This is a genomic window from Variovorax sp. YR266 (assembly GCF_900107295.1).
Taxonomy (GTDB): domain Bacteria; phylum Pseudomonadota; class Gammaproteobacteria; order Burkholderiales; family Burkholderiaceae_C; genus Variovorax.
Genome location: NZ_FNPM01000016.1, coordinates 47,379 through 74,071 on the forward strand (window position 1 = coordinate 47,379; position 26,693 = coordinate 74,071).

The window sequence follows — 26,693 nt, forward strand, 5'->3', positions numbered from 1 at the left end:
ATGGCCACCATCGGGCGACGCGCCTATGCAGAAATCTTCGGCCCCACCGTGGGTGACCGCGTCCGTCTTGCGGACACCGAACTGCTGATCGAGGTTGAAGCCGACTACACCCTGCGTGCCGGCGGCTACGGCGAAGAGGTCAAGTTCGGCGGCGGCAAGACCATCCGCGACGGCATGGCGCAATCGCAGCGCACCCGCGCGCAAGGCGCCGTCGACACCGTGCTGACGAACGCACTCATCCTCGACCACTGGGGCATCGTCAAGGCCGACATCGGCCTGAAGGACGGCCGCATCGCCGCCATCGGCAAGGCCGGCAATCCCGACGTGCAGCCAGGCGTGGACATCGTCATCGGCCCGGGCACCGAGATCATCAGCTGCGAGGGCAACATCGTCACCGCCGGCGGCATCGACAGCCACATCCACTTCATCTGCCCGCAGCAGATCGAAGAGGCTCTGTCTTCCGGCGTAACCACCATGCTCGGCGGCGGCACCGGCCCCGCCACCGGCACCTTCGCCACCACCGCAACGCCCGGCCCCTGGCACATCGAGCGCATGCTGCAGGCGGCCGATGCGTTTCCGATGAACCTGGGCTTTCTCGGCAAGGGCAACGCCAGCCTGCCGCACGCGCTGCACGAGCAGATCGAAGCCGGCGTCATCGGCCTGAAGCTGCACGAAGACTGGGGTACCACGCCCGCAGCCATCAGCAACTGCCTGGACGTGGCCGACGCCACCGACACGCAGGTGGCCATCCACAGCGACACGCTCAACGAATCGGGCTTCGTCGAGAACACGATTGCGGCCGTGGACGGCCGCGCCATCTGCGCCTTTCATACCGAAGGCGCGGGCGGCGGCCATGCGCCCGACATCCTGCGCGTGGTGGGCGAAGCCAACTTTCTGCCCTCCTCCACCAACCCCACGATGCCCTACACCGTGAACACGCTCGACGAACACGTCGACATGCTCATGGTGTGCCACCACCTGGACGCCGGCATCGCAGAAGACCTGGCCTTCGCCGAGTCGCGCATCCGCAAGGAAACCATTGCCGCCGAAGACGTGCTGCACGACCTAGGCGCCATCAGCATGTTCAGCTCCGACAGCCAGGCCATGGGCCGCGTCGGCGAAGTCATCATCCGCACCTGGCAGACCGCGCACAAGATGAAGCTGCAGCGCGGCAAGCTGCCCGAAGACAACGAGCGCAACGACAACTTCCGCGCCAAGCGCTTCGTCGCCAAGTACACGATCAACCCTGCCATTGCGCACGGCATCGCGCACGAAGTGGGTTCGCTCGAAGTCGGCAAGTGGGCCGACATCGTGATCTGGAAGCCGGCCTTCTTCGGCGTGAAGCCCTTCACCATCCTGAAGGGCGGCACCATCGCAATGGCCGCAATGGGTGACCCGAACGCATCCATTCCCACGCCGCAGCCGGTGCACTTCCGCCCGATGTTCGGCGCGTACGGCGGCTCGCTGGCGAAGAGCTCACTGACCTTCGTCTCGCAGGCCGGGCTGGCATCGGGCATCAAGGAGCGCTACGGCCTGAGCAAGCACCTGAGCGCGGTGAAGAACATCCGCCACGTGCGCAAGAAGGACCTGATCCACAACGGCTATGCGCCAAAGATGGAGATCGACGCGCAGACCTACGCGGTGCGCGCCGACGGGCATCTGCTGACCTGCGAGCCGGCGAAGCTGCTGCCAATGGCGCAGCGGTATTTCCTGTTTTGAAGCCGGGGTATGCGCCTGCTTGACAGGCTGCGTATCCTCGAAGGTATTCATTCAGCCAACGAGCGCCCCGGGGCGCTCCCTTCGCACCATGCTCACCGCCAACAAACTCATGCCCCAGGGCCGCGGCCTTGCGCCCGTGCTGCTCAAGCGCGCTGCCACCATCGAGCTCGACTGGGACATCCGCCAGAAAAGCCGTTTCGACGCCACCGACTCGCAGGGCCGCCAGATCGGCGTGTTCCTGCCGCGCGGCACGGCCGTGCGGGGTGGCGATGTGCTGGTGGCCGAAGACGGCTCCCTGGTCCGCGTGATCGCGGCGCCGCAGCCGGTGCTGCGCATCACGCACTGCACGGCCCATGGCACGCCCTTCGACCTGACGCGCGCGGCCTATCACCTGGGCAACCGGCACGTGCCGATCGAGCTGAAGCCCGACCACCTCAAGATCGAGCCTGACCATGTGCTGGCCGACATGCTGCGTTCGATGCACCTGATCGTCGTGGCGGTCGATGAGGCTTTCGAGCCAGAGGGCGGTGCATACGGATCGCACGAGCATTCGCATGGCGGTGGTCACAGTCATGACCACGGACATTCCCACAGCAATGGCCCGAAGCCGCTCGTGCTCGCGCCGGAGTTGCTCGACGACCATGACCACTCGCACGGTCACGACCACAGTCATCACGGTCACTCGCACTGAGATGAAATTGCGTCGATGCGTTGTCCGTCATTCAGCGCAGCGGTTGATCCCGCGGCACAACGACTGCGCTCATGTGCGAATGGCGCCGGGTGCTCCCCGCAGCGAAATAAAGGAGGAGCCGAAGGCGGGGGACATTCGCGGAGGGGAGCACCCGGTGTCATTCGCACGCACCCCGGACACGCAAATACAGCGCGCGCTGAAAAGCTGACATGCCAGACCCAGCCGCTCAAAGCCTTCTCCAGCTAATCTGGCTGGCCTCCCCAGCCCTGCCCGTAGGCGGCTTCTCGTACTCCGAAGGCGTCGAGGCCGCAGTCGAATGGGCCGGTATCGACTCCGAACCGCGCGCCGCCGAATGGCTCGCCGACCAGTTGCACCTGAGCTTCGCGCGCGGCGACCTCGCCGTCTTCGCACAGGCTGTAGAAGCCTGGCGCAACAAAGACACCCCACGTGTCCGCGAGCTCAACCAATGGGTGCTGACCACCCGCGAATCCGCCGAATTCTTCCTGCAGACCGAGCAGATGGGCCGCTCCTTCGTCGAATGGCTCAAGCTGCACCACGCCGACACGGCTCAAGTGTTCGCCGACCTGCCCGCCAGCTACCCCATCGCCTTCGCCTTCGCGGCCAGCCGCACCGACGCCAGCGTGCACGACTGCTGCCTGGCCTTCGCCTTCGGCTGGGCCGAGAACATGGTCGCCGCCGCCGTCAAGGCCGTGCCGCTGGGCCAGAGCGCGGGCCAGCGCATCCTCGGACGGCTGGCGCAGGAAATTCCCGAGGCCGTGACACGCGCCATGGCCCTTGGCGACGACGAACGCCAGGCCTTCGCGCCCCTGCTGGCGGTGTTGTCGGCCCGCCATGAAACACAATATTCCCGCCTCTTCCGAAGCTGAACCGGACACCTCCTCCATGACCTCCGCCCTGCACCACATCCCCCATCGCACCAAGAAACTGCCCCCGCTGCGCGTGGGCATCGGCGGCCCGGTCGGCTCGGGCAAGACCACGCTGCTCGAAATGCTCTGCAAGGCGATGCGCGACAAGTACGACCTGATCGCCATCACCAACGACATCTACACCAAGGAAGACCAGCGCCTGCTGACCGTGGCCGGCGCGCTGCCGGCCGAACGCATCATGGGCGTGGAGACGGGCGGCTGCCCGCACACCGCGATCCGCGAAGACGCCTCGATCAACCTCGAAGCCATCGACCGCATGCTCGAAGACTTTCCGGATGCCGACATCGTGTTCGTCGAGTCTGGCGGCGACAACCTCGCGGCCACCTTCAGCCCCGAGCTGTCGGACCTCACGATCTACGTGATCGACGTGGCCGCCGGCGAGAAGATTCCGAGAAAGGGCGGCCCCGGCATCACCAAGAGCGACCTCTTCGTGATCAACAAGACCGACCTTGCACCCTACGTTGGCGCCAACCTTGACGTGATGGAGCAGGACACGCAGCGCATGCGCCGCCAGCGCCCCTACGTAATGACCAACCTCAAGACGCTCACGGGCGTGGCCGAGGTGGTCGCGTTCATCGAAGAGCGCGGCATGCTCGCCGCGGGCTGAGGCCTCCGGAAAGAATCAAGGCAGGCCGAAGTAGACCCGCAGGTCGTCCTTGCCGGTGCCCGCCGAGGCCACTGCGATGCGCAGGCGCTCTTCGCTCACGCCGAACCACTGGGTCCAGTAGTCGACCTCCTTGAGGTCCGTGACGTCGATCCGTTCATCGTCCTGGGGAATGCGGATCTCTGTGTCTTCGCGCATCGTCTTCTCCTGAAGAGCCAAATTAAGAAGGAAGGGGCGGCGGGAGCCGGTAAGGCAGTTTCTCCATCCGCCCTACCCGGCCAGCCGGACGATTCCGCTGCCCCGTGCAGGACATTTCCCATAGTCGCTCCCCGTGGCGCGCCATGCGGCGCCGTCCTGCACGCGGCCCCACGGCTTCGATGTTTGAATTTGGCATTGACCTCATTCACTCATGGAATGGAGAAGCCACCATGGAGCCTGATCACCAGCGACTGCTGAGCGTGGGCGTACCGGGCCTGAACGACGTGCTCGGCGGCGGCCTCGAGCCCAACCGGCTCTACTTGCTCGAAGGCACGCCGGGCGCCGGCAAAACGACCATCGCGATGCAGTTCCTGCTCGAAGGCGCGGCGCGCGGCGAGTCGGTGCTGTACGTGACACTGTCCGAAACCGAGCACGAGCTGCGTGGCGTGGCCGTCTCGCACGGCTGGGACATCTCCGGCGTCCACGTGCGCGAGATGCTGCCCACGCAGGACAGCCTGCAGCCCGAGGAGCAATACACCATGTTCCACCCCTCCGAGGTGGAGCTGAGCGAAACCACGCTGCGCATCCTGAGCGACGTGGCGGCCATCAAGCCCTCGCGCATCGTGTTCGATTCGCTCTCCGAGTTGCGGCTGCTCTCGGGCACCTCGCTGCGCTACCGCCGGCAGATCCTGGCGCTCAAGCAGTTCTTCGCGGGGCGCCAGTGCACGGTGCTGCTGCTGGACGACATGACCGCCACCGAGCACGACCTGCAGGTGCAGAGCATCGCGCACGCGGTGGTGAGGCTGGAGCAGTCGAACTCCGACTACGGCTCCGCGCGCCGCCGGCTGCTGGTCGTGAAATACCGGGGCCAGTCGTTCCGGGGCGGCTACCACGACTACAAGATTCACCGCGGCGGCCTGCAGGTGTTCCCGCGCCTGGTGGCGGCCGAGCACGTCAACGACACCGCGCTGACCAAGCTGCCCAGCGGCATCGAGGCGCTCGACGCGCTGCTGGGCGGCGGCCTCGAGAAGGGCACCAGCACCCTGTTCGTCGGCGCGCCGGGCACGGGCAAGTCGTCCGTGGCGGTGCGATTCGCCATTGCGGCGGCCGAGCGCGGCGAGACGGCCGCGCTCTTCGTCTTCGACGAAAGCGTCAACACCCTGCGCACGCGCAGCGCCGGCCTGGGCATGGCGCTGGATCCCCACCTGCAATCGGGCCGCATCCGCATCAAGCAGGTCGACCCGGCGGAACTCTCCCCCGGCGAGCTGGTGCACGAGATCCGCCAGGCCGTGACGCAGCACGGCGCGAAGGTGATCGTCATCGACAGCCTGAACGGCTATCTCAACGCGATGCCCGACGAGCGCTTTCTCATCGTGCAGCTGCACGAGCTGCTCACCTACCTCGGGCAGTCCGGCGTGGCCACGCTGCTGGTCGGCGCGCAGCACGGGCTCATCGGCATGCAGATGCAGACACCTGTGGACGCCAGCTACCTTGCCGACGCCGTGGTGCTGCTGCGCTACTACGAAGCCGAGGGCGAAGTGCGCCAGGCCATCTCGGTGCTCAAGAAGCGCGGCGGCGCGCACGAGCGCTCCATCCGTGCGTTCTCGATGGACCGGCGGGGCCTGAACGTTGGAGAGCCGCTGCGCCATTTCAGAGGCATCCTGACTGGCGTGCCCGTGCCGATCGACGGCATTGCCACGCCCCCGCAGTGACCGACGGCCCCACGATCCAGCTGCCGCAGCTGCGAGACCCGCAGCTGCGCGTGCTGATGAGAACGGCCACCGCGAAGGACGCCGTGATGGCCGCCGCCGTGCTCCTGCAGGCGGGCATCGAGACGCAGGTGTGCGCCGACCTCCCCGAACTGCTGCGCGAAACCGAACGCGGCGCCGGCGCGCTGCTGGTGTCCGAAGAAATGCTCACGGGCAGCGGCGCCACCGAACTCGCCGCGGCCGTGGCGACCCAGTCCCCCTGGTCCGACCTGCCGGTGCTGATACTCGCGCGGCAAGGCGCCGATTCGCGCGCCATCACCACCGCCATGGAAGGCATGGCCAACGTCACCGTGCTGGAGCGCCCGATCCGCGTGGCCTCGCTGGTGAGCGCACTGCGCAGCGCGCTACGCGCACGGCGGCGGCAGTACGAGCTGCGCCGCATCCTGGAAGACCTCAACGAGGCCGACCGGCGCAAGACCGAATTCCTGGCCACCCTGGCGCACGAGCTGCGCAACCCGATGGCGCCGCTGAGCACCGCGCTGGCCATCCTCAAGCGCAAGCCGCTCACGTCGGAAGCCGCCCGGCCCTACTACGACCTCATGGGCCGCCAGCTCGACCACATGGTGCGGCTGGTGAGCGACCTGATGGAGGTCTCGCGCATCACGCGCGGCAAGATCGAACTGCAACTGGACGAACTCGCGCTCGACCAGGTGATCCGCGGCGCGGTGGAGCTCAGCCGCCCGCTGATGGACGCCGGCCGCCACACGCTCGGGGTGCACGTCGCCGATGCCTCGCTGGCCTTGAAGGGCGATGGCGTGCGCCTCACGCAGGTGTTCGCGAACCTGCTGAACAACGCCGCCAAGTACACGCCCGAGGGCGGACGCATCGACGTGTTCGTCGAGCACGACGGCCACGGCCATGCAGTGGTGCGCGTGAAAGATAGCGGCGTGGGCATTCCATCCGCCATGCTGGGCGCGATCTTCGACATGTTCGTGCAAGTGAGCGGCACCGCGCGCGCCGCTCAGGGCGGCCTGGGCATCGGCCTCACCCTGGTGAAGAGCATGGTGGAGCTGCACGGCGGCACGGTCAGCGCCAGGAGCGACGGCGCGAACCAGGGCAGCGAGTTCACCGTGTCCCTGCCGCTGCTCGACCACGGGTTGCGGGCCGGCGCGAAGGCCGGAGCCTCGGAGGCCACGATGGCGGTGCAGCACCGCATTCTGGTGGTGGACGACAACCGCGACGCGGCCGAGTCACTCGGGGCGCTGCTGGGCCTGCTCGGCGCGCAGGCGACCGTGGCTTTCAGCGGCCTGGATGCGCTGGCGAAGGCCGAGCACTTCCAGCCTTCGGTCGCCATCCTGGACATCGGCATGCCCGGCATGGACGGCTGCGAACTGGCGCGCCGCCTGCGGACGCATCCGCGGCTGCATGGCATCGGGCTGATCGCGCTCACGGGCTGGGGCCAGCCCGATGACCGGCTGCGCATTGCGCAGGCCGGCTTCGACCATCACCTGCTGAAGCCGGTCGATGTAGAGGAACTGGCGGTGGCGCTGAAAAAGCTCGATCAGCGCGGCGCCGCCTGAGGCACCCCGTTCAGAGCTCGCTGCCGTCGCGCAGCTGCCGCGCCTTGTAGACCAGCCGCACGCTCGCACGGCGCGGGTCGCTGACCTGCTGCACGTAGACGTCGGTGTCGTTGCTCACCCAGGCGGCGTATGCGCTGCCCGGGTCGCGCGATGCGAGTTCGTTGCCGAACGCCCCGCGGCCCCATTGCACCAGCGCCGCGAAGGCCGCGGCGCCGTTGTCGGGCGTGGCCTGCGCCGCCGCGACGTATTCGACGCGCCGCAGCTCCGAGGCGGCGAAGAAGAAGGTCGGCTCGAACAGCAGTCCTGCGATCTCGACGGGCGCCGCGCGCCAGTTGCCGACGAGGCCGCCGCCGAGGCGCTGCGGCCGCTGCACGCGCTCGGCTGCGGGCAATGCGGCCTGCAGCTCTTCGGCCGTCATGCCCAGCCGCACGCCCGGCGGCAGGGCCTGCGCATGCAGCGCACCGGCGGCGAGAAGGGTCGCGCTCGCAGCGAGCGCACGGAGAAAAGTCGTCAGGGAAGCAAGAGATCGCACGTCTGGCATCGGGGAAAAGCGGCGGCACCGTGGGACCGCGAGTATGACGCGGAGTTCCACGAGGCCCGTCCCTGCCGGCCTTGCGTCGATCAGTGAGCGCGCTCGTCGGCCAGCAATGGCAGGCGCAGTGTCAGTCCCAGCACGCCGCCGGCATCCGGGGCTGAATAGATGCGTCCACCATGATGGCCGGCAATGCGTTCGCAGGCCTTGGCACTGGCCCCCGCAATCGCGGCCTGCGCGGTGTCGAAAAACCGCGCGAGCGGAGGGCGCACGTCGACGGCATCGAGGTCGCGCCAGTGAATCACGGCCTGCGTGCCTTCCGCATGCGCGCGAACCTGCAGCGTGGCGCCCGCGCGCATCACGCTGGCCGCGTAGTCCGTCACCTTGGCGAGCAGCTCGCGCAGCTCGGCCTCGATCGCCAGCACGGGCACGGCTTCAGCCGGCAGCTGGATGTCGAGACGGATGCCCTGGCAGTCCGGGGCAGCATCGAGCAGCGGTCGCAGGTCCTGCACGCGGCTCGCGCTCATTCTTTGCCGCGCCTCGCTGCGGGCCTGTGCCGCGAGCTCGCGCGCCTTTGCGCCGTTCCGCATGTTGGCGATGAACAGCGAGGCCATCAAGCAGACCACGCCACCAAGGCCGAGAAGGATCACTCCGGCGATGATGGCGCCGAGGTTGCCGGAATGCAGTTGTCCCCCGCTCATCAGCGTGCTCCCGGGGCTTGTTGCATCCCGGGTTCGCCCGGCATGCCACGCGCGCAGCCGTCCCGTACGCCATCGCAGGCGTCCCATCCTGGAGGGGGCGGCCTGCGGGCGCCATAGAACATCGGCGGCGGCCCTTCACCGCGAAAGCCTGGCGGGGGCGGACGGTAGGGCATGGGCGGCGGGGGCAGCATGATGCAGCCGGTCAGGCCGGTGGCAGCCAGCACGCCCGCGAGGAGTGCAATTCGGTTCATTGGAAGAAGCTCACTGCTGGGTAGAAACGAAAAAGCCGCGCGGGAGAAAAAGAGCACTGAGGCCCCTTTCTCCCGCGCGGCGCGCGTCCTGCATCAGAACGCGTGGCGGATACCGAAGTCGTAGCCGGTGGAAGAGCGCGGCAGGCCCGTGTAGCTGGTGCCCGTGCTGCCGTAGCCCGTGGTGCTGGCCGACACCAGGCTGCCCGTGTAGTTCACGTCGTTGCGGTTGTTCACGCGCGCCACCGTCGCATACAGCGCCGTGCGCTTGGACAGGTTGTGCACGTAGCCAACTGCGAACTTGCGCGCCATCGGGTCTTCGCCCGTGATGCCGGCCGTGCCTTCGTTGTAGCGCACTTGCGAGTACGCCACGCGGATCAGGCCTGCGCCCACCGGCACGGTCGCGCCGATCAGGTAGCCGTTGTAGGTGTCGTGCGTGTCAGCCGCTGCCGCGTAGTCGAACTTGTTCTTCACGTTCGACAGCTCGCCGAACAGCTTCACAGGACCGAAGTCGTACGAAGCGCCCAGGTTGATGGTCTGCACCCTGCGCTCCAGCGCGGTGGTGTCCACGACGGTGCTCTGGCCCACGGCCAGTGCCACGTCCAGGGGACCGTTGGCGTAGCCGAAGCGGCCACCGACGTAGCGCCCAGCCGTGCTGCTGGAAGCTGCAGTGGTGCTGGTGGCGTCGGTGCTGGCGTTCTCGTGCAGGCTGTACTGCACCTGGCCGTAGAAGCCGCCCAGGTTCGGCGGCAGGAAGTAGCCGATCGAGTTGCTGGCACGCACGTAGTTGGCGTTGTTGATGGTGGTGTTGCCGCTGACGGTGCTGATGACGTTGGTGCCCGAACCGTTGGTGCCGAACGGGTCGAACACGGTGTCGTTCCAGAAGGTGGCGGTGTAGTCGCGGCCCAGGCGCAGCTCGCCGAAGCCACCCGACAGGCTCACGGTGGAGCGGCGCGCGAAGGTGGAGATGCCGGTGGCGCCGTCGTCGTTGGTGATGGGCGCTTCGAGCCAGAAGCTCGCTGCCAGCCCGCCGCCGAGGTCTTCGGTGCCGCGGAAGCCGATGCGGCTGGAGTTGTAGGCCGAGTTGCCCAGGCTCGTCTTGCTTTGCTTGACCGACGCGCCGGTGGTCGTGTCGCGCGAGGTGCTCGACTGGTAGGTCAGGCCAGCGTCCACGACGCCGAACAACGTGACGGACGATTGGGCAGAAGCCAGGCCGCAGACGGCCAGGGCAGCGAATGCCGTGAGGGTTTTCTTCATTCAGGGTTCTCCAGTTGCAGCGGCTCTCCATCGAGCAGCAGGCACGCATCGTCTCGTTCAAATTCGGAGGAATCTTGTGAATGCCTCTGCTTTGCGTGAACTGTTGTTTGCGTGCACTGCGCCGGGAGAAGCCCCGCACGACCGGAGGAAACACCTCACACAAGAAGTCTCCCAAAAGCAGCGCAATGCTCGGTGACCGAAGGAGTCATCCATGACCATTGCCATGCCAAGCACCGTCGCCACCTCGCTGGGTGTGCAGCAGCTGACCAGCGCATTCAGCCCCGCCTTTTCCTACCTGCGCATTCTTCGCAACCTCATCATTCCGATGCCCGAGGGGCATGCGGTGCGCACCGCGCGCATCGACGCCGTGGTGGTGTGCGAAACCGGTCTCTACCTGTTCGAGATCAAGGCCTGGCGCAACGCCTTTGTCTATCGCAAGAAGTCGGACCAGTCCCCGCCGCGCTGGTTCCTGCGCCTGAACGGCGGCAAGAGCGCGCGCGAGGTGAAAGACCCGGCATGGCAGGGCGGACGCAAGACCACCCAGCTGCGCAGCCTGCTGCCCGACGACCTGCGGCTGCAATACTTCGTGCTGCTGCCGTGCGAAGGCATCGAGCTCGAAGGCGTGATGCCGGCAGCCGTCATTACCCAGCAGGACCTGCCCTACATCGCGCGCCTGGTGCGCAACAACGGCCGTACCGCGCGCACCTACCGGCTGCTCGACGAAGAGGCCGTCGACCGCACGGTGGAGCGCCTGCTGCAGATACAAGGGTCCCTGTCGCTCGAAGAGCATCTGCAGAACTGCCGCGAAAGAGCCGGGTTCGTCGCGGGCGAACAGACGGCGCCGGCATGGCCAGCCTCAAACGCCATGGGGTTGCAGTAATGTAAAGACCAAGGTAAAGACCCCGAGCGGCCCGGGGCAGCCGGAGAAAAGTCCCAAATTTCTCCGACATTGGCAAAGACCATCCGTCGATGCACTTTCCCAAGTCCCTCGCAGCGGCCAGCGCGCTGCTTGCCTCTCTCGTCGCCCCTCTCGTCGCTCTTCCCGCCTGGGCCGTCGAACCGTTCACCGTCAGGGACATCAAGCTGGAGGGCCTCCAGCGCGTCGAACCCGGCACCGTCTTCGCCACCATGGGCCTTCGCGCCGGCGACACCTACAGCGACGAGCGCGGCAGCGCCGCCATCCGCGAGCTGTTCAAGCTCGGCCTCTTCAAGGACGTGCGCATCGACGTGAACGGCAACGTGCTGGTGGTGGTGGTGGAAGAGCGCCCCTCCATCGCCGACGTCGACTTCGTGGGCACCAAGGAGTTCGACAAGGCCGCGCTGCAGAAGGCGCTGCGCGAGGTGGGCATCGCAGAAGGACAGGCCTACGACAAGGCACTGGCCGACCGAGCCGAGCAGGAGCTCAAGCGGCAGTACATCAGCCGCAGTCTTTACAACGCGCAGGTCATCACCACCGTCACGCCGCTGGAGAACAACCGAGTGAACCTGACCTTCACCGTGACCGAAAGCGAGTCCGCGCGCATCAAGGAAGTGCACGTGGTCGGCAACAAGGCCTTCAGCGAAAGCACACTGCTCGACCTGTTCGACCAGGACACCGGCGGCTGGCTCGACTGGTACACCAAGTCCAACCAGTACTCGCGCACCAAGTTCAACGGCGACCTGGAGACGCTGCGCTCCTACTACATCACGCGCGGCTACCTGGAGTTCCGCATCGAGTCGACGCAGGTCGCCATTTCGCCGGACCGGCAGACGCTGACCCTCACCATCAACATCATCGAAGGCCAGAAGTTCGTGGTGGCCGGCGTGAAGCTCGCGGGCGACTACGTGGGCCACGAGGACGAGTTCAAGACGCTGGTGACCATCCGCCCCGGCGCGCCCTACAACGGCGAAGACGTGGCCGCCACCACCAAGGCCTTTACCGACTACTTCGGCACCTTCGGCTATGCCTTCGCACGCGTGAAGGCCGAGCCCGAGATCGACCGCGAGAACAATCGCGTCACGCTGGTGCTGAAGGCCGAGTCCTCGCGCCGTGCGTACGTGCGGCGCATCAACATCGGCGGCAATGCGCGCACGCGCGACGAGGTGATCCGCCGCGAGTTCCGCCAGTACGAGGGCGCCTGGTACGACGGCAACAAGATTCGCGCCTCGCGCGACCGGGTCGACCGCCTGGGCTTCTTCACCGAAGTGAACGTCGACACCGTCGACGTGCCCGGCTCGCCCGACCAGGTCGACCTGGTGGTGAACGTGGCCGAGAAGCCGACCGGCTCGCTGCAGCTGGGCGCGGGCTACTCGTCCACCGACAAGGTCTCGCTGAGCTTCGGCATCACGCAGGAGAACGTGTTCGGCAGCGGCAACTACCTGGGGCTGAACGTGAACACGAGCTCGTACAACCGCACCATCTCGGTCACGGCGACCGACCCGTACTTCACCAAGGACGGCATCTCGCGCACGATCAACGTGTTTCACACCACCACGCGGCCGTACTACGAGGCCGACGGCAACTACAAGCTCGCGAGCGAAGGCGGCTCCATCCGCTTCGGCTTTCCGGTGGGCGAGCAGGACACGGTGTTTCTCGGCATCGGCCTGGAGCGCTGGTCGTTCACGCCCGGCACCAACGGCACCTACACGCTGGTCGACGGCTCGTACGTGTACACCGCCACGCCGCAGGCCTACCTCGACTATTTCAAGTGCACGGGCACCGCGCCGAGCGTGACCTGCGCCAAGTCGAGCGTGGTGGGCATCCCGGCCACGCTGGGCTGGTCGCGCGACGACCGCGACAGCGCACTGGTGCCTACGCGCGGCCGGCTGCAGAGCGCCAACCTCGAAATCGGCGTGGGTAGCGAACTGCGTTACCTGAAGACCAACTACCAGTACCAGCAGTACTTTCCGCTGTCCAAGCAGTACACGCTGGCCATCAACGGCCAGCTCGGCTATGCGCGGGCGCTGGGAGACAGCACCTACCCGATCTTCAAGAACTTCTACGCCGGCGGCCTGGGCTCGATCCGCGGCTTCGAGCAGAACTCGCTCGGCCCGCTCGACTCGGTCACGGCCGGTGCGCTCGGCGGCACGCGCAAGGCGATCTTCAACATGGAGTTCAGCACGCCCTTCCCCGGCGCAGGCAACGACAAGACGCTGCGCCTGTACACCTTCTTCGACGCGGGCAACGTGTTCGCCGACCGCACCGCCAGCATGACGGACGCGCAATGGAAGGCGCAGAACCGCATTCGCGCGTCGACCGGCATCGGCATCAGCTGGATCTCGCCGCTCGGCCCGCTGCGACTGGCCTACGCGGTGCCGCTGATCTACCAGAAGGAAGACACGGCCAACGGCATCTCGGCCGACCGCACGCAGCGCTTCCAGTTCCAGATCGGAACCTCCTTCTGAGCGGAGTACCCTGGCCATGGCTCGCATCCTGCTGGTGGAAGACGGACGCGACAGCAGCGCCCCGCTGCTGCTCGGCCACCTGCAAGGCGCAGGCCACGAGGTCGAGCAGGTCGAAGACGGCTCGGCGGCGCTGGAGCGCATCCTGAGCATGCCGCCGGCGCTCACCCTGCTCGACATCGTGCTGCCGCGCATCGACGGCATCCAGGTGCTGGAGACGGTGCGCTCGTACGGCAACCACCCGATCATCATGCTGACGGCGCGCGCGCAGGAAGCCGACCGGCTGCTGGCGCTCGACCTGGGCGCCGACGACTATGTCTGCAAGCCCTTTTCGCCGCGCGAGGTGGTGGCGCGCATCCACACGGTGCTGCGCCGGCATGCGCAGTGGCGCGATACGGCCGCCCGGCCCTCGACAGCGGTGCGCTTCGACGATCCGCGCGGCAACGCCTGCCTGGAGGGCCGCGCGCTGAGGCTGACGCGCCGCGAACTGCTGCTGTTGCGGGCGCTTTCACGCGACCCTGGCCGGGTGTTCACGCGCTCCAAGCTGCTCGAAGCCGCGTTTCCGGAGGCGTTCGACGTCAACGAGCGCGCGGTCGACGGGCACATCAAGAACCTGCGCAAGAAGCTCGCGGCCGCCGTGCCTTCGCACGACTGGATCCGCTCGGTCTACGGTGTGGGCTTCAGCTTCGCGGAGCGGCCGGCCTGAGCCCGCACGCCCGCTGCAAGCGTGGCTTGCGAGGCTCAGCCTTCGGCGCGCGGCGGCACCAACGCGCGGGCGCGCGCCGTGCCTTCCAGCGCGCGGGGCCGCACCGGACGCATGCCACCGCCACCGGGGGGCGGCATCCCGCCGGGCGGCGGGCCACCAGCGCCCCCAAAGCCAGCACCCGGCCGCGGCGGCCGGTCAGTCACCGGGTTCGCCGCCGGGTCCACCACCAGCGCGAGCGTGGCAACGTAGCGCTGCCGCTCCTCGCGCACCGCGCCGAGCACCGTTGCGCCAGCCTTCAATGCGATGCCGTCCACGCTGTTGAGCGTGTCGCGCAGCCGCGCGCGCTGATAGAGCGGCATCTGCGTGTAGAGAAACTCGCTCAGCGCATCGGGCAGGAAGAACTGCGAGGTGAGCACGGCGTGCGCGCCCTTGATCACCTTGAAATGGATGTGCGTGGTGCGCCCTGCATACCAGCCCGGGTACACGGTGCCGAAGGACACGGCGCCCTCGCTGTCGGTGTGCTGGCTGCCGCGCAGGAAGGTCTTGCCTTCGAACGACTGGGCGCGGTCGTCGCCCTGCTCGCCGAAGCCCGAGTAGCGCCCCTGCGCGTCGCAGTGCCACAGGTCCACGCGCAGCCTGGGCAGCGGCCGGCCGGCCGCGTCGCACACAGTGAAGCGCACGTCCAGCGGCACGCCGTCGAGCCCTTCGGTGATGTCGCGGCGCTCCAGTGCGAGGTCGAGGTAGTACGGTCCTTCGGTGGCCTGCGCAGTCAGCGGCAGGCGGCGCGGCGCGGCCAGTGCCGGGCGTGCCGATGCCGACAGGCCCGCGGCGCCGAAGGCGGCCAGCAGGCCGCGGCGCCCGGGGAGCAGCGAATCGGGGGGTGTCATGGCGTCTTTTCCTTGTCGATCGGTCCGGTGCCGGACGCGGAGGGCCGCGTGGCGCATCCCTCCGCCCAGAAGACGAACAGCGTCCACGCCTGGGCGATCAGCCAGAAAAAAACCGTGATCGCCAGCTGCAGCGGCAGGCCCATGTGAGGAGGGTTCATGGCCTGCATCGTGCGGGCCGATTCAGGAGAAATGGTGGAGAAATTTCCTCCCAATTTCCTCCACATTCGGCCGCAATGATCGGCCGCTTGCCCATGAAGTACCCCTTCGCCTGCCCGCCATGCATGCCGCAGAATGCGGCCATGCCTCCCCCCAGTCCATGCCTCACCTGACACTTTCCAGGAAGATCTTCCTGGCGCTGGCCGCCCTGTTGATCGTGCTGTTGATCAGCTTTGCGGGCCTGTCGATCATCGCGCTGCAACGCGGCCTGGGCTCCTACGTGGCCGAGATCGAGATCCGGCGCATGGACTGGCTCACCGATCTGCTGCTGAAGCACTACGTCGCCAACGGCGACTGGAAGAGCCTGCGCGACAACGACGACGCCTGGCGCCGCCTGCAGATGGGTCGGATGGCTGCCCTGCTCGACAGCACCAGCAACGGCAGCAACGCCGGCGACGAGCGGCGGCTGCCGCCCTGGTATGACTACCGCGCCATGCGCGGCGGCAATCCTTCCGCCCCTCCACAGCACGACAACGGTGCCGACGGCAGCCCGCCACCCCCGCCGCCGTCGGAGACGACGCTGTCGTCACCACAGCTCGACCTGATGCCGCGCCGGCTGCCGACCATGCCGCCGCCGTGGTTCTTTCGCGATCCACGGGAATCGCCCGACTCCATCTTCCAGCGGCTGGCCGTGCTCGACGCGCACGGAGCGCGCGTGGTGGGCGCCGACGTCGACCTGGCGAACGCCGCGCGCACGCCGATCCGGCGCGACCGCACGGTCATCGGCTATCTGGCGCTCACGCCGCTGCAGGGCCTCGAAAGCGAGGCCGACCGCGCCTTCGTGGCGCGGCAGTCGGGCGTGATCGTGCTCACGGGCCTGTGCGGCCTCGGCTTCGCACTGGTGCTGTCGTGGCTGCTGGCACGCCGCTGGTTCAAGCCCATCGACGAACTCACGCAGGCCGCGCAAGACCTGGCGCGCGGCCGGCTCTCCACCCGCGTCGCGGTGCAGGGCTCGGACGAACTGGCGCTGCTCGGGCGCACCTTCAACGACATGGCACAGCGCCTGGACACGGTCGAGGCCTCGCGCCGCGCCTGGCTGGCCGATGCCGCGCACGAGCTGCGCACGCCGCTGGCCGCCATGCGTGCGGAAATCGAGGCGCTGCAGGACGGCGTACGCACTTTCGACGAACGCACCGCGCTGCGGCTGCACCGGCAGGTGATACGGCTCGGCCAACTGGTCGACGACCTGCGCAGCAGCATGCGCGAGCCGCAGAGCGACCTGCTCACAGCCACGGTGTTTCCGCTGTCGCTGCTGAAAGAAGCGCTCGACCACACGCGCGACCGCTTCGCCGCGCGTGGCATCACGGTGGACCGGCGCGCCATCGACCTCATCGGCGCCGCCGCGCAGCCGACCATCGACGGCGACGCGCACCGGCTGCACCAGGTCTTCATGAACCTGCTGGAGAACACGCTGGCCTACACCGACCAGGGCGGACAGCTGCGCATCGACGTCACGGTCGAGGGCGCATGGACCGGCAACTGCCTCACCCTGCTGTTCGACGACAGCGCGCCGGGCGTGCCCGAGGCCGAGCTGCCGCGCCTGTTCGACCGCCTGTTCCGCGGCGAAGCCTCGCGCAGCCGCGAACACGGTGGCTCCGGGCTCGGCCTTTCGATCTGCCGAGCGACCATCGAGACGCACGGCGGCACCATCGATGCGTCAGCCTCGCCCCTGGGCGGGCTGCGCGTGACCATCACCCTTCCACTGGGGACATCCTCATGACACGCATCGTCATCGTCGAAGACGAAACCGACATCGCCTCGGTGGTGCAGGACTACCTGCGCCACGCGGGCTACGAAACCGAGCACTTCACCGACGGGCAAAGCGCGCTGGAAAGCATCGTCGCCGCACCGCCCGACCTCACGCTGCTCGACATCATGCTGCCGCGGCTCGATGGCATCGAGGTGCTGCGCCGCGCGCGCGAGCACACGGCGCACCCGATCATCATGCTGACCGCGCGCATCGAGGAAGTCGACCGGCTGCTGGGCCTGGAGCTGGGCGCCGACGACTACGTGTGCAAGCCTTTCTCGCCGCGCGAGCTGGTGGCGCGCGTGCGCGCCGTGCTGCGTCGCACCGCACCGGGGCTGGCGCAGGGCTCGGCCTCGCAGAGCGACGCGCCGGGGCTGGTGCTCGACGACGTGCACTGGCGCGCCTCGCTCGAAGGCACGCCGCTGAACCTCACGCGGCGCGAGTTCGGGCTGCTGCAGGTGCTGTCGCGGCACCCAGGGCGCATCTTCTCGCGCTCCCGCCTGCTCGAACTGGCCTACGACGACACGGTTGACGTGACCGAACGCGCCATCGACAGCCACGTGAAGAACCTGCGCCGCAAGCTCGGCTCGGTCACGCCCGAGCACGACTGGATACGGTCGGTGTACGGCGTCGGCTTTGCGTGGGAAGTACCGGGCTAGCCGGTGGCTATCGGCTGGCGAGAAGAGTCTTGAGCTCCCCGCTGTCGATGAGCTTCTGCAGATCCGCGGCGCCGCCGACCAGCATGCCCTTGACGAACACCATCGGAAAGGTCGGCCACCCGGTCCACATCTTGAGCGCGTTGCGGTCGCGCCATTGGCTCAGGTAGCTGCCGTACCCGAGGTACTTGTACGGCTGCCCGATCCGGTCGAGGGCCTGGCGCGCTTTCTTGGGGAACGGGTTGATGCCCATGCCGACCACGACCACGTCGTGCTCGGCAACTGCCGCCATGACTTCGCGCACGAAAGTCTGGCGGCTGTCGGCCAGCCTTGCGCGGATGGCGGGGTGGATGCGGGCTTCTTCGAGGACGGGGCGGGGCATTGGGGAGCTTTCAGTGGTTCGTGTGAATGTAAGGGCCCGGGGGCGGCGCTTCCTGACTGCCAGCCAGCCAGTAATCCATCGTTGCAATGGCAAGCTTCTTGCTCGACGCCCCTGTGACTTGCTCATCCCCAGGGATCGCATATCGGCATCCGCCGTCGTCGAAACGACGAGATCGAGTGTTCTTTCGACGATCTGGTCTCTACCTTCGGTCTCCTGTCGTACCTACGATCACATCCACCGAAGACTGTCATCGCTTCAAGTCGAAGCCGATGCCTTGTTTTTTCCTTCCCCCCGAGCCCTGAAAACGGAGTATTCATCATGAAGCGTCGCGATTTTGTTGCTGGTTCAATGTTGGCGGCGGGTGCCGCTTCGTGGGCGACCGCGTTGGCGCAGGCGAGCGAATCGACATGGGAGCGCGTAACGCGCACCAAGGTCATGCGCGTCGGCGCGGTCGATGGCGGACTGCCCTATTACAAGAAGGACATGGTGAGCGGGGAGTGGCTCGGCTGTATGGCCGATTTCTATCGCGGCCTGGCCAAGAGCCTGGACGCAAAGCTCGACATCACGCCCACCAGCTGGGGCAATTCCGTGCTCGAGTTGCAATCGCAAAAGATCGACATCTTCTTCGGCCTGAACCCGACGCCCGCGCGCCTGCAGGTGATCGACTTCACTGACCCGGTTTTGAACATCGCCTTTGCCGCGGTCTGCAAGAAGGGCTATGCGCCCAAGACCTGGGCAGAGCTCGACCAGCCCACGATCCGCGTCGTGGTCGACAAGGGCTCTTCGCACGACACGCTCGCCACGCGCCTGCTCAAGAACGCGGAGATCACCCGGCTGGACAGCGCCGTCGATGCAACGCTTGCGCTGCAGGTCGGGCGCGCCGACGCGCAGATCCTCGTCCTGCCGCTGGCCCTGAGCCTGGCCAGCAAGAATCCCGCGGTGGGCCAGGTGGTCATCCTGACGCCTGAAGAAGTCGCAACCTCCAATGGCGGCGTTCGCAAGGAGGCCGACACGCGCTGGCTCAAGCACGTCAACGGATGGCTCGCCAGCGAACGCGCAAGCGGAAACATCCGCAAGACCTTCATCTCGAACCTCAAGTCCGTCGGGGGCGTCAGCGAAGACAAGATCCCGCCGCAAATCAAGGTCTGACGATCACTCCCGGGCACCATCATCATGAAGATCCAGAACATCGAAGTTCATCTGCTCGAATCGCCCATCAAGATGAAGCGGTCGCAGGGCGTGGGGAGCATCCAGGCCTCCATCAAGCGCGTGGTGGTCCGCGTGCGAACCGACCAGGGCATCGATGGCATCGGCGAGGGGCAGGCGTGGGAGGTGTTCTCGGGCACCAACGAGAACCTGTTCCACGGCATTGCGCAGTACTTGCGCCCCGTGCTCCTGGGCACAGACCCGCGCGACATTCCGCAGCGCATGGCCGATTGCGACCGGGCGCTGGTCGGCAGCCCCGAAGCCAAGGCCGCGGTGGAGATGGCCCTGTTCGACCTGTGCGGCAAGGCGGCCAACCTGCCGCTGTATTCGCTGATCGGCGGCAAGGTGCGCGACAGGATTCCCTTTTCTTTCTCCATCGCCAATCCCGACATCGACGCCGACATCGAGCTCGCCAAGCAGATGCTCGGCGCCGGGCATCGCATCTTCAAGGTGAAGACGGGCTTTGCCTCGCATGCGGAAGACATGCGCCGGCTCTCGCTGCTGAGAGAGCATCTGGGCTTCGAGTTCGATTTGCGCATCGATTACAACCAGGGCCTGCAGCCCTACAACGCGCTGCAGCAGCTGCGTGATGTCGAGCAGTTCAAGCCCACCTTCATCGAACAACCGGTGCCGCGCGACGCCATTGCGGCCATGGCGCAGATTGCGGCGGCACTCGACACACCCATCATGGCCGACGAAAGCGTGTTCTCCCCGGCCGAGGCGCTGCGCACGGTGCAGGAGCGCGCCGCCGACATCATCAGCATCAAGCTCATGAAGGCCGGTGGCATCGGCAAGGCCATGAAGGTGAACGCGATCGCCGAGGCGGCGGGTCTTCCCTGCTACGGCGGCACGCTGTGGGAGGGCGGCGTTGCACTGGCGGCCGCGTCGCACTTCATTGCGGCAAGTGCCAACGTCTCTCTGGGCTGCGAGTTCTACATGCCGAAGTATGTTTTCCAGGAGGACATCCTGATCCGCATGACGCCAGCGGAAGCGGGGCACGTGCATGTACCGAGCGGTCCGGGTATCGGTGTCGAGATCGACTGGAAGATCGTCGAGAAGCAACGCATCGCGTTCTCGGCCTGAAGCGCCGGCTTTGGCATGAACACCGTCATCGTGACCGGCGCGGGCTCGGGCATCGGCGCCGCAACCTGCCGGCTCCTTTCAACGCAGGGCGTCGACCTTGTGATTCACACCGGCAGCAACCGTGCGGCGGCCGAAGCGGTGGCGCAGCAATGCGGCGCGGTGCGAAGCACCGTCGTGGTTGGGGATGTAGGCACGCCGGAGACGATCGACACCCTGCTGGATGCCGCGCAAGCCCAGGGCGGCCTGCGCGGCGTGGTGGCCAACGCCGGCTTTGCCGACCGGCGCTCGCTCGCGGAACTGGACGACGACAGCGTCGAGCGTTCTCTGCACGTCATGGTCGTTTCGCTGGCACATCTCCTGCGCAGAAGCCTGCCTCTGCTGGAGGCGAGCGGGCAGGGCCGCTTCGTTGCGGTGAGTTCGTTCGTCGCGCACCGCTTCCGGCTGGGCAGCTCCACATTTCCCGCGACGGCGGCTGCCAAAGCCGGCGTGGAAGCTCTGGTGAAAGCCGCGGCCGCCGAAATGGCGCCGCGCGGCGTGACCGTCAATGCAGTGGCGCCGGGCTATGTCCGGAAAGACAGTGCGAAGGCAGGCGCGCTCAACGAGCAGCAATGGAAGGCGGCCCTGGGACAGGTGCCCATGGGCAGGCTCGCAACCCCCGACGACATCGCGGCCCCGATTGCCTTCCTGCTGAGTCCGGCGGCAGCCTTCATCACAGGGCAGGTGATTCATGTGGACGGGGGAATGACGCTGTAAAGGCTAGAGCCGGGTCCCGAGGCGCGGATCTGCGTCGCGGTCTTCGCCCAGGTCTTCTCCAGCATCCGCGACAGGTACGAGCCCGACTCCCAGCCCACCTGCAGGGCGATGGACAGCACCGACTCCCGCGTGTGCGCCAGCAGGTAGGCCGCGCGCTCCAGGCGCCGGCGCTGCAGCCAGGCCAGCGGCGATACGCCGTACTTCGCTCGGAAGATGCGCTCCACCTGGCGGCGCGAGAGGCGGTGCTGCTGGGCAAAGGCTTCCAGCGACAGAGGCTCTGCCAGGTCGCTTTCGATGGCTTCGGCCAGCAGTTCGGCCACCAGCAGGGCCGATAACGGATCGCCGTCCGACAGGGGGTTGCCGCTGAGCCGCGCCGCCTCCATGACGAGCGCGCCGCACAGCGCGTAGTTTTCGCCAGCGCCGGTCTTCGCGGACTCGAACATCCGCTGCGACAGTGCTCGCAGCGCAGTGCTGCCCGCGCGCATGCCCTGCGGCGGCCCCGAGACACCCTGCGCCTGCAACGCGGTCGCCCACAACGCGGGATCGACATAGACAGCGATGTGCGTCTGCCCCGCCGTGAGCGTGGTCGTCGAATGCGCGCTGCCGGCGGCAAACCACACGAAGTGCCCAGGACCGAGTCGCTGCGCCTCGCCCCGCGCATCGCCGACGCTGAAGCGCCCCGCGAGGGGCACGAACAGCATGTCGCAATCGTGCACGTGGGTGTCGGTGGCATAGCGGTCGCGGGTGTTCGCGACCATGGTGGCGTGGTGCGACAGCCGCTCGACGAACAGCGACTGGCGGGGCGTCGAGGGCGCGTTGTTCAGCTGCATGGCCGCTCCTTGTCGCATTTGAATTCGTGCATGTCGCAATCGGTCGCGCGCATTTGTGCACGCTCAACAGAATCGGGAAACACCACTCCCGCAAGCAAGAAGCATGACCTCAAAACCTCTGCGCCGCGCGCTCCTCGGTCTGGCAGCCGCCGGGCTTCTGTACGGCCCTGCAGCCTCCTGGGCAGCCCCGGACTATCCAGGCAAGCCGGTCACGATCATCGTACCCTTCCCCGCCGGCGGCGGCACGGACGTGATCTTCCGCTCGGTGCAGCAGCGGCTGCAGGCCGCGCTCGGCGTGTCGGTGATCATCGACAACCGGTCCGGCGCCGGCGGCACTGTGGGCACGGGCTTCGGCGCGAAGGCGAATCCCGACGGCTACACGCTCGTGGCCACCACCACGTCGACCATCGCATCGGCCGACGCGGTGTACCCCAAGCGGCCCTACGACCCGATCAAGGACCTGGTGCCGGTCGGCACCATCGGCACCACGCCCTTCGTGCTGGTGGTGACGCCTTCGCTGGCGGCACGCGACGTGAAGGGCTTCATCGACTACGCCAAGGCGCATCCACAGGCGCTCAACTACGGAAGCATCGGCAACGGCAGCCTGAGCCATCTGACAGGTGAACTGTTCAAGCAGCGCACCGGCATCGAGATGACGCACGTGCCCTACCGCGGCGCAGCGCCCGCGCAGGCCGACCTGATGGCGGGGCAGATCCAGGCGCTGTTCGACAACCCGCCCGCGCTGCTGGCGCAGGTGCGCGGCGGCCGCATGCGGGCGCTGGCGATCAGCGAGCCCTCGGCCGGCTTCGACGGCGTGCCCACTTTCGAGCAGGCCGGCATCAAGGACTTCAAGCCGCAGCTCTGGTACGGCCTGATGGCCCCGGCAGCCACGCCGCAGCCGGTGATGCAGCGCCTGCGCGCCGCGCTCGACACGGCAATGAACGACCCGGCCCTGCGCGCCGACATGCTCGCCAAGGGCGTGACGCCGTGGAACGTGCAGCCCGACGCGTTCCAGGCGCAGATCCGCGGCGACATCAAGCTCTGGGGCGGCATCGCGCGCTCGGTGAACGCGAGGGCCGATTGACGATGGCCAGCGTTCACAACATCCGCGTCTTCGTGGGGCCCGACCCGAAGGTCGGCGGCAACCCCGCGCCGGTCTGGCTCGATGCCGACGACCTCTCCAGCGCGCAGATGCAGGAATACACGCGGCGCAGCGGGCATGAATCGGTCTTCGTGCTGAAGCCCGCGACGCCCGCTCATGCCCTGCGCATGCGCTACTTCGTACCGAACCACGAAATGGAAATGTGCGGCCACGCCACGGTCGGCGCGCTGTGGCTGTTGCACCAGCGCGATGAATGGAACGGCGCACCGGTCGCCATCGAGACGCTGAGCGGCACCGTGACGGGACGGCGTGTCGATGGCACGGTGCAGATCAGCCAGCCGCGCGCGGTGGTGCAGGAGGTGACGAAGCAAGCACTGGTCGAAGAGATCGCGCAATGCCTGGGCATCGACGCATCGCAGATCGCGGGGCCGGTGCTCAATGCCGCCACCAGCCGCGTGAAGACACTGGTGCGGCTGGCGGACACGGCGCAGCTGCATGGCTTGCGCGTGGATTTCTCGCGCGTCGAATCGCTGTGCGAGCGGCTCGGGTCCACCGGGCTGTATCCCTACGCGATGTCACAGGACGCAGCCGACACAGTCAGCGCGCGGCAGTTTCCGAAGTCTTCGGGCTATCCGGAAGATGCTGCCACGGGCATCGCCGCGGCCGCGCTCGCGTGGGGGCTGCGCCATCTGGGCCTGGTCGGCCGCGGCGCGCTGTCGGTGACGGTGCGCCAGGGCGAGGCCATGGGGTCGCCCTCTGCCATCCACGTCGGACTGCCTTCGGAGGCGATGGCGCAGGAAGGCTGCTGGGTGGGCGGCGACGCCGCAGCGGACCGCCCCTGAAGCAGCACGGCTGGTCCTGCCTTACTGGTACGCCGCCAGCTCCTGCTTGGCAATCGCGTTGCGGTGCACCTCGTCGGGACCGTCGGCCACGCGCAGGTGGCGCTCGTAGGCGTAGAAATGTGTGAGCAGCGTGTCCTGGCTCAGGCCCATGGCGCCGAAGGCCTGCATCGCCCAGTCGATCACCTTCACGCAGTTGTTGGGCGTGAGCACCTTGATCATCGCGATCTCCCTTGCGGCGACTTTGTTGCCCACGGTGTCCATGCGGTAGGCCGCGTTGAGCACCATCCAGCGCGACTGCTCGATGAGCATGCGCGACTCGGCAATGCGCTCGCGCCACACGCCCTGCTCCGACAGCGGCTTGTGGAACGCGACGCGCGACACGAGGCGCTGGCACATCATTTCCAGCGCAGCCTCGGCCATGCCAATGGCACGCATGCAGTGATGGATGCGCCCAGGCCCGAGGCGGCCCTGTGCAATCTCGAAGCCGCGGCCTTCGCCGAGCAGGATGTTCTCGACCGGCACGCGCACGTTGTCGAACACGATCTCGGGGTGGCCGAACGGCGGGTCGTAGACGCCGAGCAGTGCCATGTCGCGCACGATGGTCACGCCGGGCGTGTTCTTCGGCACGAGGATCATCGACTGCTGCTTGTGGCGATCTGCGTTGTCGGGGTCGGTCTTGCCCATCAGCACGAAGATTTCGCAGCGCTCGTTCATCGCGCCGGTGATGTACCACTTGCGCCCGTTGATGACGTACTCATTGCCTTCGCGGCGGATGCTGCAGCGGATGTTGGTCGCGTCGCTCGACGCCACCTCGGGCTCGGTCATCGCGAAGGACGAGCGGATCTCTCCAGCCAGCAGCGGCTTGAGCCAACGCTCCTGCTGGGCCTTGGTGCCGTAGCGCGCCAGCACTTCCATGTTGCCGGTGTCGGGCGCAGAGCAGTTGAAGATTTCGGAGGACCAGTAGCGCCGGCCCATGATCTCGCACAGCGGGGCGTATTCGACGTTGCTCAGCCCCGGGCCGTGCTCCGACTCCGGCAGGAACAGGTTCCACAGCCCGCGCTCGCGCGCCTTGGCCTTGAGGCCGGCCATCATCGGCAGCTCGGCGTAGGGGCGGCCTGCGCGGGCGTTGGCGGCCAGTTCTTCTTCATGGCGTTTTTCGTTCGGGTAGACGAACTCGTCCATGAACTTGAGCAGTTCCTCGCGCAGCGCGATCACCCTGGGTGTGAATTCGAAATGCATGGTGCGTCCTTCAGCAACAGTCGATGTGCCTTGAAGGTACGTCGCGCACCGCATTCCGGACGGTCTTCCGCGCGACAGCCCGAGGCCCCTGCTGTCGCCTTCGCAGCAGCCACCGGCGCGACAATGCGTGCATGACAGCCAGCACTCCGGATGCCACGCCACAACCCGCTTCGCCGCCGCGCCCCGTGCGCTCGGCAGCCACCCTCATCGTTCTGCGCGACGCAAGCCACGGTCTCGAAGTGCTGATGCTGCGGCGGGCCGAGAAGGCCAACGACCAGAACAGCGGCGCCAGCGTGTTTCCGGGCGGCGTGATCGATGCGCACGACCGCGGCCTGCACGTGCACTGCGCCGGCATGGACGACAGGGCCGCGAGCGAACGCCTCGCGGTGCCTGATGGCGGGCTCGACTACTACGCAGCCGCGATCCGCGAATGCTTCGAGGAAGCCGGCGTGCTGTTTGCGACCGACGGCGGCACCGAACGGCTGGTGTCGCTGGACAGCCTGCCGCCCGACCAGCTCGCCGCCATGCGCCATGCAGCGGAGCAAGGCACCGATGCGCTGCTCTCGCTGTGCGAGCGGCACGGCTGGCGGCTCGCGGCCGACCGACTCGCTTATTTCGCTTACTGGCTCACGCCGCCAGGCATGCCGCGCCGCTTCGACACGCGCTTCTTCATCGCGCCGATGCCCGAGGCGCAGCGCGTGCAGCCCGATGGCCGCGAGACGGTCGAGCACATGTGGCTGCGCCCCGCCGAGGCCGTGGACCCGGCGCGCGGGCTCAAGCTGATGAACGTGACGCGCCGCATCCTCGAGCAGCTCGCGCAGTTCGCGAGCACGGCCGAGCTCATGAGCCATGCGCGCGGCCTGAAGCACATTCCGCGCGTCATGCCCCGGCTGGCGGACGGGCCCGCGGGACGACGGCCGGTGAACATGGACGAGCCGGCATACGAAGAAGTGGCGCATCTCGACCCGGAGGGCAAGGGCGGTGGCCGCTATGCGCACGAAGCCGGGCTGGTGACGCGGCTGTCGGCGCGGGTTCTGCGGGTTACGGGCGAAGCATCGGGCGAACTGGCGCACAGCTACTTCGTAGGAGCTGAGGGCGGCGATTGCGCGTTGATCGATGCGTTGCCCGCGAGCCCCGGGCACACCGCGGCCCTCGTTGCAGCGGCACCCGGGCGCGTGCGATGGATCCTGTCTACGCAGGCGTCGCCGGAAGAAGCCATGGGCGCCCTCGCCGGCCTGCTCGACATCTGGCCCGATGCCTCCACGGTGCTGCCCACGCCGGGCGAACGGATCGACCTGGGCGGCGCCACGCTGCGCGTGCTGCCGGGTACGGACGGGGCGCAATCCCGCCAGTTCCTGCAGGTCGAGGACGAGATGCTGCTCACAGGGGTTGCCCCCGCAGCCGACGACGCCCGAGCCCGGTGGATAGCCCCGCGCCACGGCTTCCTGCGCAGCCGGCCTGCGCCCTAGCCACAAGG

26 protein-coding genes are annotated in these 26,693 nt (G+C 67.5%); 17 read left to right on the plus strand and 9 right to left on the minus strand.

All coding sequences use genetic code 11. The annotated features are described in order from the left end of the window. From ureC to ureG, 4 genes are all read left to right on the plus strand, one after another. Positions 1–1,719 (plus strand): urease subunit alpha, encoded by a 1,719-nt coding sequence (ureC, locus tag BLW48_RS29920; RefSeq protein ID WP_093179209.1) that lies wholly within the window; start codon positions 1–3, stop codon positions 1,717–1,719. 88 nt (positions 1,720–1,807) lie between these two features. Next, the gene (gene ureE / locus BLW48_RS29925) at positions 1,808–2,410 is read left to right on the plus strand and encodes an urease accessory protein UreE (protein WP_093179211.1); all 603 of its coding nucleotides are present in this window, start codon (positions 1,808–1,810) and stop codon (positions 2,408–2,410) included. 209 nt (positions 2,411–2,619) lie between these two features. Next, positions 2,620–3,297 (plus strand): urease accessory protein UreF, encoded by a 678-nt coding sequence (locus BLW48_RS29930; protein ID WP_093057419.1) that lies wholly within the window; start codon positions 2,620–2,622, stop codon positions 3,295–3,297. A 16-nt stretch (positions 3,298–3,313) separates the two neighbouring features. Then, on the plus strand, positions 3,314–3,964 hold the full coding sequence (gene ureG / locus BLW48_RS29935) for an urease accessory protein UreG (protein WP_093057418.1): 651 nt from the start codon (positions 3,314–3,316) through the stop codon (positions 3,962–3,964). 15 nt (positions 3,965–3,979) lie between these two features. On the opposite strand, the gene BLW48_RS29940 is transcribed toward ureG, so the two are convergent. Continuing rightward, the gene (locus BLW48_RS29940) at positions 3,980–4,159 is read right to left on the minus strand and encodes a DUF3606 domain-containing protein (RefSeq protein WP_093057417.1); all 180 of its coding nucleotides are present in this window, start codon (positions 4,157–4,159) and stop codon (positions 3,980–3,982) included. Positions 4,160–4,389: 230 nt separating this feature from the next. On the opposite strand from BLW48_RS29940, the gene BLW48_RS29945 reads away from it, so the two are divergent. After that, positions 4,390–5,871 (plus strand): ATPase domain-containing protein, encoded by a 1,482-nt coding sequence (locus BLW48_RS29945; RefSeq protein ID WP_093179213.1) that lies wholly within the window; start codon positions 4,390–4,392, stop codon positions 5,869–5,871. Then, complete coding sequence (locus BLW48_RS29950; protein WP_256331007.1) at positions 5,868–7,448, plus strand: hybrid sensor histidine kinase/response regulator; 1,581 nt, start codon at positions 5,868–5,870, stop codon at positions 7,446–7,448. The genes BLW48_RS29945 and BLW48_RS29950 overlap by 4 nt, the downstream gene beginning before the upstream one ends. Before the next feature lie 10 nt (positions 7,449–7,458). On the opposite strand, the gene BLW48_RS29955 is transcribed toward BLW48_RS29950, so the two are convergent. From BLW48_RS29955 to BLW48_RS29965, 3 genes are all read right to left on the minus strand, one after another. Next, on the minus strand, positions 7,459–7,989 hold the full coding sequence (locus tag BLW48_RS29955; protein ID WP_093077511.1) for a hypothetical protein: 531 nt from the start codon (positions 7,987–7,989) through the stop codon (positions 7,459–7,461). An 80-nt stretch (positions 7,990–8,069) separates the two neighbouring features. Beyond that, entirely contained in the window at positions 8,070–8,681 is a 612-nt protein-coding gene (locus BLW48_RS29960) for an ATP-binding protein (protein WP_177142459.1), read from the minus strand. 344 nt (positions 8,682–9,025) lie between these two features. Next, complete coding sequence (locus tag BLW48_RS29965) at positions 9,026–10,186, minus strand: porin (protein ID WP_093057368.1); 1,161 nt, start codon at positions 10,184–10,186, stop codon at positions 9,026–9,028. Between the two features lie 211 nt (positions 10,187–10,397). On the opposite strand from BLW48_RS29965, the gene BLW48_RS29970 reads away from it, so the two are divergent. From BLW48_RS29970 to BLW48_RS29980, 3 genes are all read left to right on the plus strand, one after another. Further along, positions 10,398–11,066 carry a nuclease-related domain-containing protein gene (locus BLW48_RS29970; RefSeq protein ID WP_093057414.1) on the plus strand — a complete coding sequence of 223 codons (669 nt, stop codon included), beginning with the start codon at positions 10,398–10,400 and terminating at the stop codon, positions 11,064–11,066. Between the two features lie 89 nt (positions 11,067–11,155). After that, the gene (gene bamA, locus BLW48_RS29975; protein ID WP_093179214.1) at positions 11,156–13,570 is read left to right on the plus strand and encodes an outer membrane protein assembly factor BamA; all 2,415 of its coding nucleotides are present in this window, start codon (positions 11,156–11,158) and stop codon (positions 13,568–13,570) included. Between the two features lie 16 nt (positions 13,571–13,586). Then, positions 13,587–14,273 (plus strand): response regulator, encoded by a 687-nt coding sequence (locus BLW48_RS29980; protein WP_093057412.1) that lies wholly within the window; start codon positions 13,587–13,589, stop codon positions 14,271–14,273. A 35-nt stretch (positions 14,274–14,308) separates the two neighbouring features. Here the strand turns inward: BLW48_RS29980 and BLW48_RS29985 are convergent, their stop codons facing one another. After that, entirely contained in the window at positions 14,309–15,160 is an 852-nt protein-coding gene (locus tag BLW48_RS29985) for an intradiol ring-cleavage dioxygenase (RefSeq protein ID WP_093179216.1), read from the minus strand. Continuing rightward, on the minus strand, positions 15,157–15,327 hold the full coding sequence (locus tag BLW48_RS35175) for a hypothetical protein (protein ID WP_256331009.1): 171 nt from the start codon (positions 15,325–15,327) through the stop codon (positions 15,157–15,159). The genes BLW48_RS29985 and BLW48_RS35175 overlap by 4 nt, the downstream gene beginning before the upstream one ends. 149 nt (positions 15,328–15,476) lie before the next feature. Here BLW48_RS35175 and BLW48_RS29990 point away from each other — a divergent pair, with 149 nt between their 5' ends. Together BLW48_RS29990 and BLW48_RS29995 are read left to right on the plus strand one after the other, a co-directional pair. Then, on the plus strand, positions 15,477–17,096 hold the full coding sequence (locus BLW48_RS29990) for an ATP-binding protein (RefSeq protein ID WP_093057495.1): 1,620 nt from the start codon (positions 15,477–15,479) through the stop codon (positions 17,094–17,096). Next, entirely contained in the window at positions 17,093–17,782 is a 690-nt protein-coding gene (locus BLW48_RS29995) for a response regulator (RefSeq protein WP_093057410.1), read from the plus strand. The genes BLW48_RS29990 and BLW48_RS29995 overlap by 4 nt, the downstream gene beginning before the upstream one ends. A gap of 7 nt (positions 17,783–17,789) precedes the next feature. Here BLW48_RS29995 and BLW48_RS30000 read toward each other — a convergent pair whose 3' ends face one another. Next, the gene (locus BLW48_RS30000) at positions 17,790–18,161 is read right to left on the minus strand and encodes a glutaredoxin domain-containing protein (RefSeq protein WP_093179217.1); all 372 of its coding nucleotides are present in this window, start codon (positions 18,159–18,161) and stop codon (positions 17,790–17,792) included. 318 nt (positions 18,162–18,479) lie between these two features. Here BLW48_RS30000 and BLW48_RS30005 point away from each other — a divergent pair, with 318 nt between their 5' ends. The 3 genes from BLW48_RS30005 to BLW48_RS30015 are packed head-to-tail and all read left to right on the plus strand — an operon-like array spanning position 18,480 to position 21,203. Next, positions 18,480–19,310, plus strand: coding sequence for a transporter substrate-binding domain-containing protein (locus tag BLW48_RS30005; protein ID WP_218137545.1), 831 nt, complete (start codon positions 18,480–18,482; stop codon positions 19,308–19,310). Positions 19,311–19,334: 24 nt separating this feature from the next. Further along, a complete protein-coding gene (locus BLW48_RS30010; RefSeq protein ID WP_093179220.1) occupies positions 19,335–20,450 on the plus strand; it encodes an enolase C-terminal domain-like protein in 1,116 nt (371 codons plus the stop codon). 15 nt (positions 20,451–20,465) lie between these two features. Continuing rightward, on the plus strand, positions 20,466–21,203 hold the full coding sequence (locus BLW48_RS30015) for an SDR family NAD(P)-dependent oxidoreductase (protein WP_093179222.1): 738 nt from the start codon (positions 20,466–20,468) through the stop codon (positions 21,201–21,203). On the opposite strand, the gene BLW48_RS30020 is transcribed toward BLW48_RS30015, so the two are convergent. After that, the gene (locus BLW48_RS30020; protein WP_177142460.1) at positions 21,176–22,033 is read right to left on the minus strand and encodes a helix-turn-helix domain-containing protein; all 858 of its coding nucleotides are present in this window, start codon (positions 22,031–22,033) and stop codon (positions 21,176–21,178) included. The two genes, BLW48_RS30015 and BLW48_RS30020, sit on opposite strands and share 28 nt — an antisense overlap. Before the next feature lie 103 nt (positions 22,034–22,136). Between BLW48_RS30020 and BLW48_RS30025 the strand changes: the two genes are divergently transcribed. Further along, on the plus strand, positions 22,137–23,117 hold the full coding sequence (locus BLW48_RS30025) for a Bug family tripartite tricarboxylate transporter substrate binding protein (RefSeq protein ID WP_093179225.1): 981 nt from the start codon (positions 22,137–22,139) through the stop codon (positions 23,115–23,117). A 2-nt stretch (positions 23,118–23,119) separates the two neighbouring features. Then, the gene (locus tag BLW48_RS30030; RefSeq protein WP_093179226.1) at positions 23,120–23,977 is read left to right on the plus strand and encodes a PhzF family phenazine biosynthesis protein; all 858 of its coding nucleotides are present in this window, start codon (positions 23,120–23,122) and stop codon (positions 23,975–23,977) included. 21 nt (positions 23,978–23,998) lie between these two features. Here the strand turns inward: BLW48_RS30030 and BLW48_RS30035 are convergent, their stop codons facing one another. Continuing rightward, positions 23,999–25,216 carry an acyl-CoA dehydrogenase family protein gene (locus tag BLW48_RS30035; protein WP_093179228.1) on the minus strand — a complete coding sequence of 406 codons (1,218 nt, stop codon included), beginning with the start codon at positions 25,214–25,216 and terminating at the stop codon, positions 23,999–24,001. 131 nt (positions 25,217–25,347) lie between these two features. Here BLW48_RS30035 and BLW48_RS30040 point away from each other — a divergent pair, with 131 nt between their 5' ends. Continuing rightward, entirely contained in the window at positions 25,348–26,685 is a 1,338-nt protein-coding gene (locus BLW48_RS30040; protein WP_093179229.1) for an NUDIX domain-containing protein, read from the plus strand. Positions 26,686–26,693 lie beyond the last annotated feature (8 nt).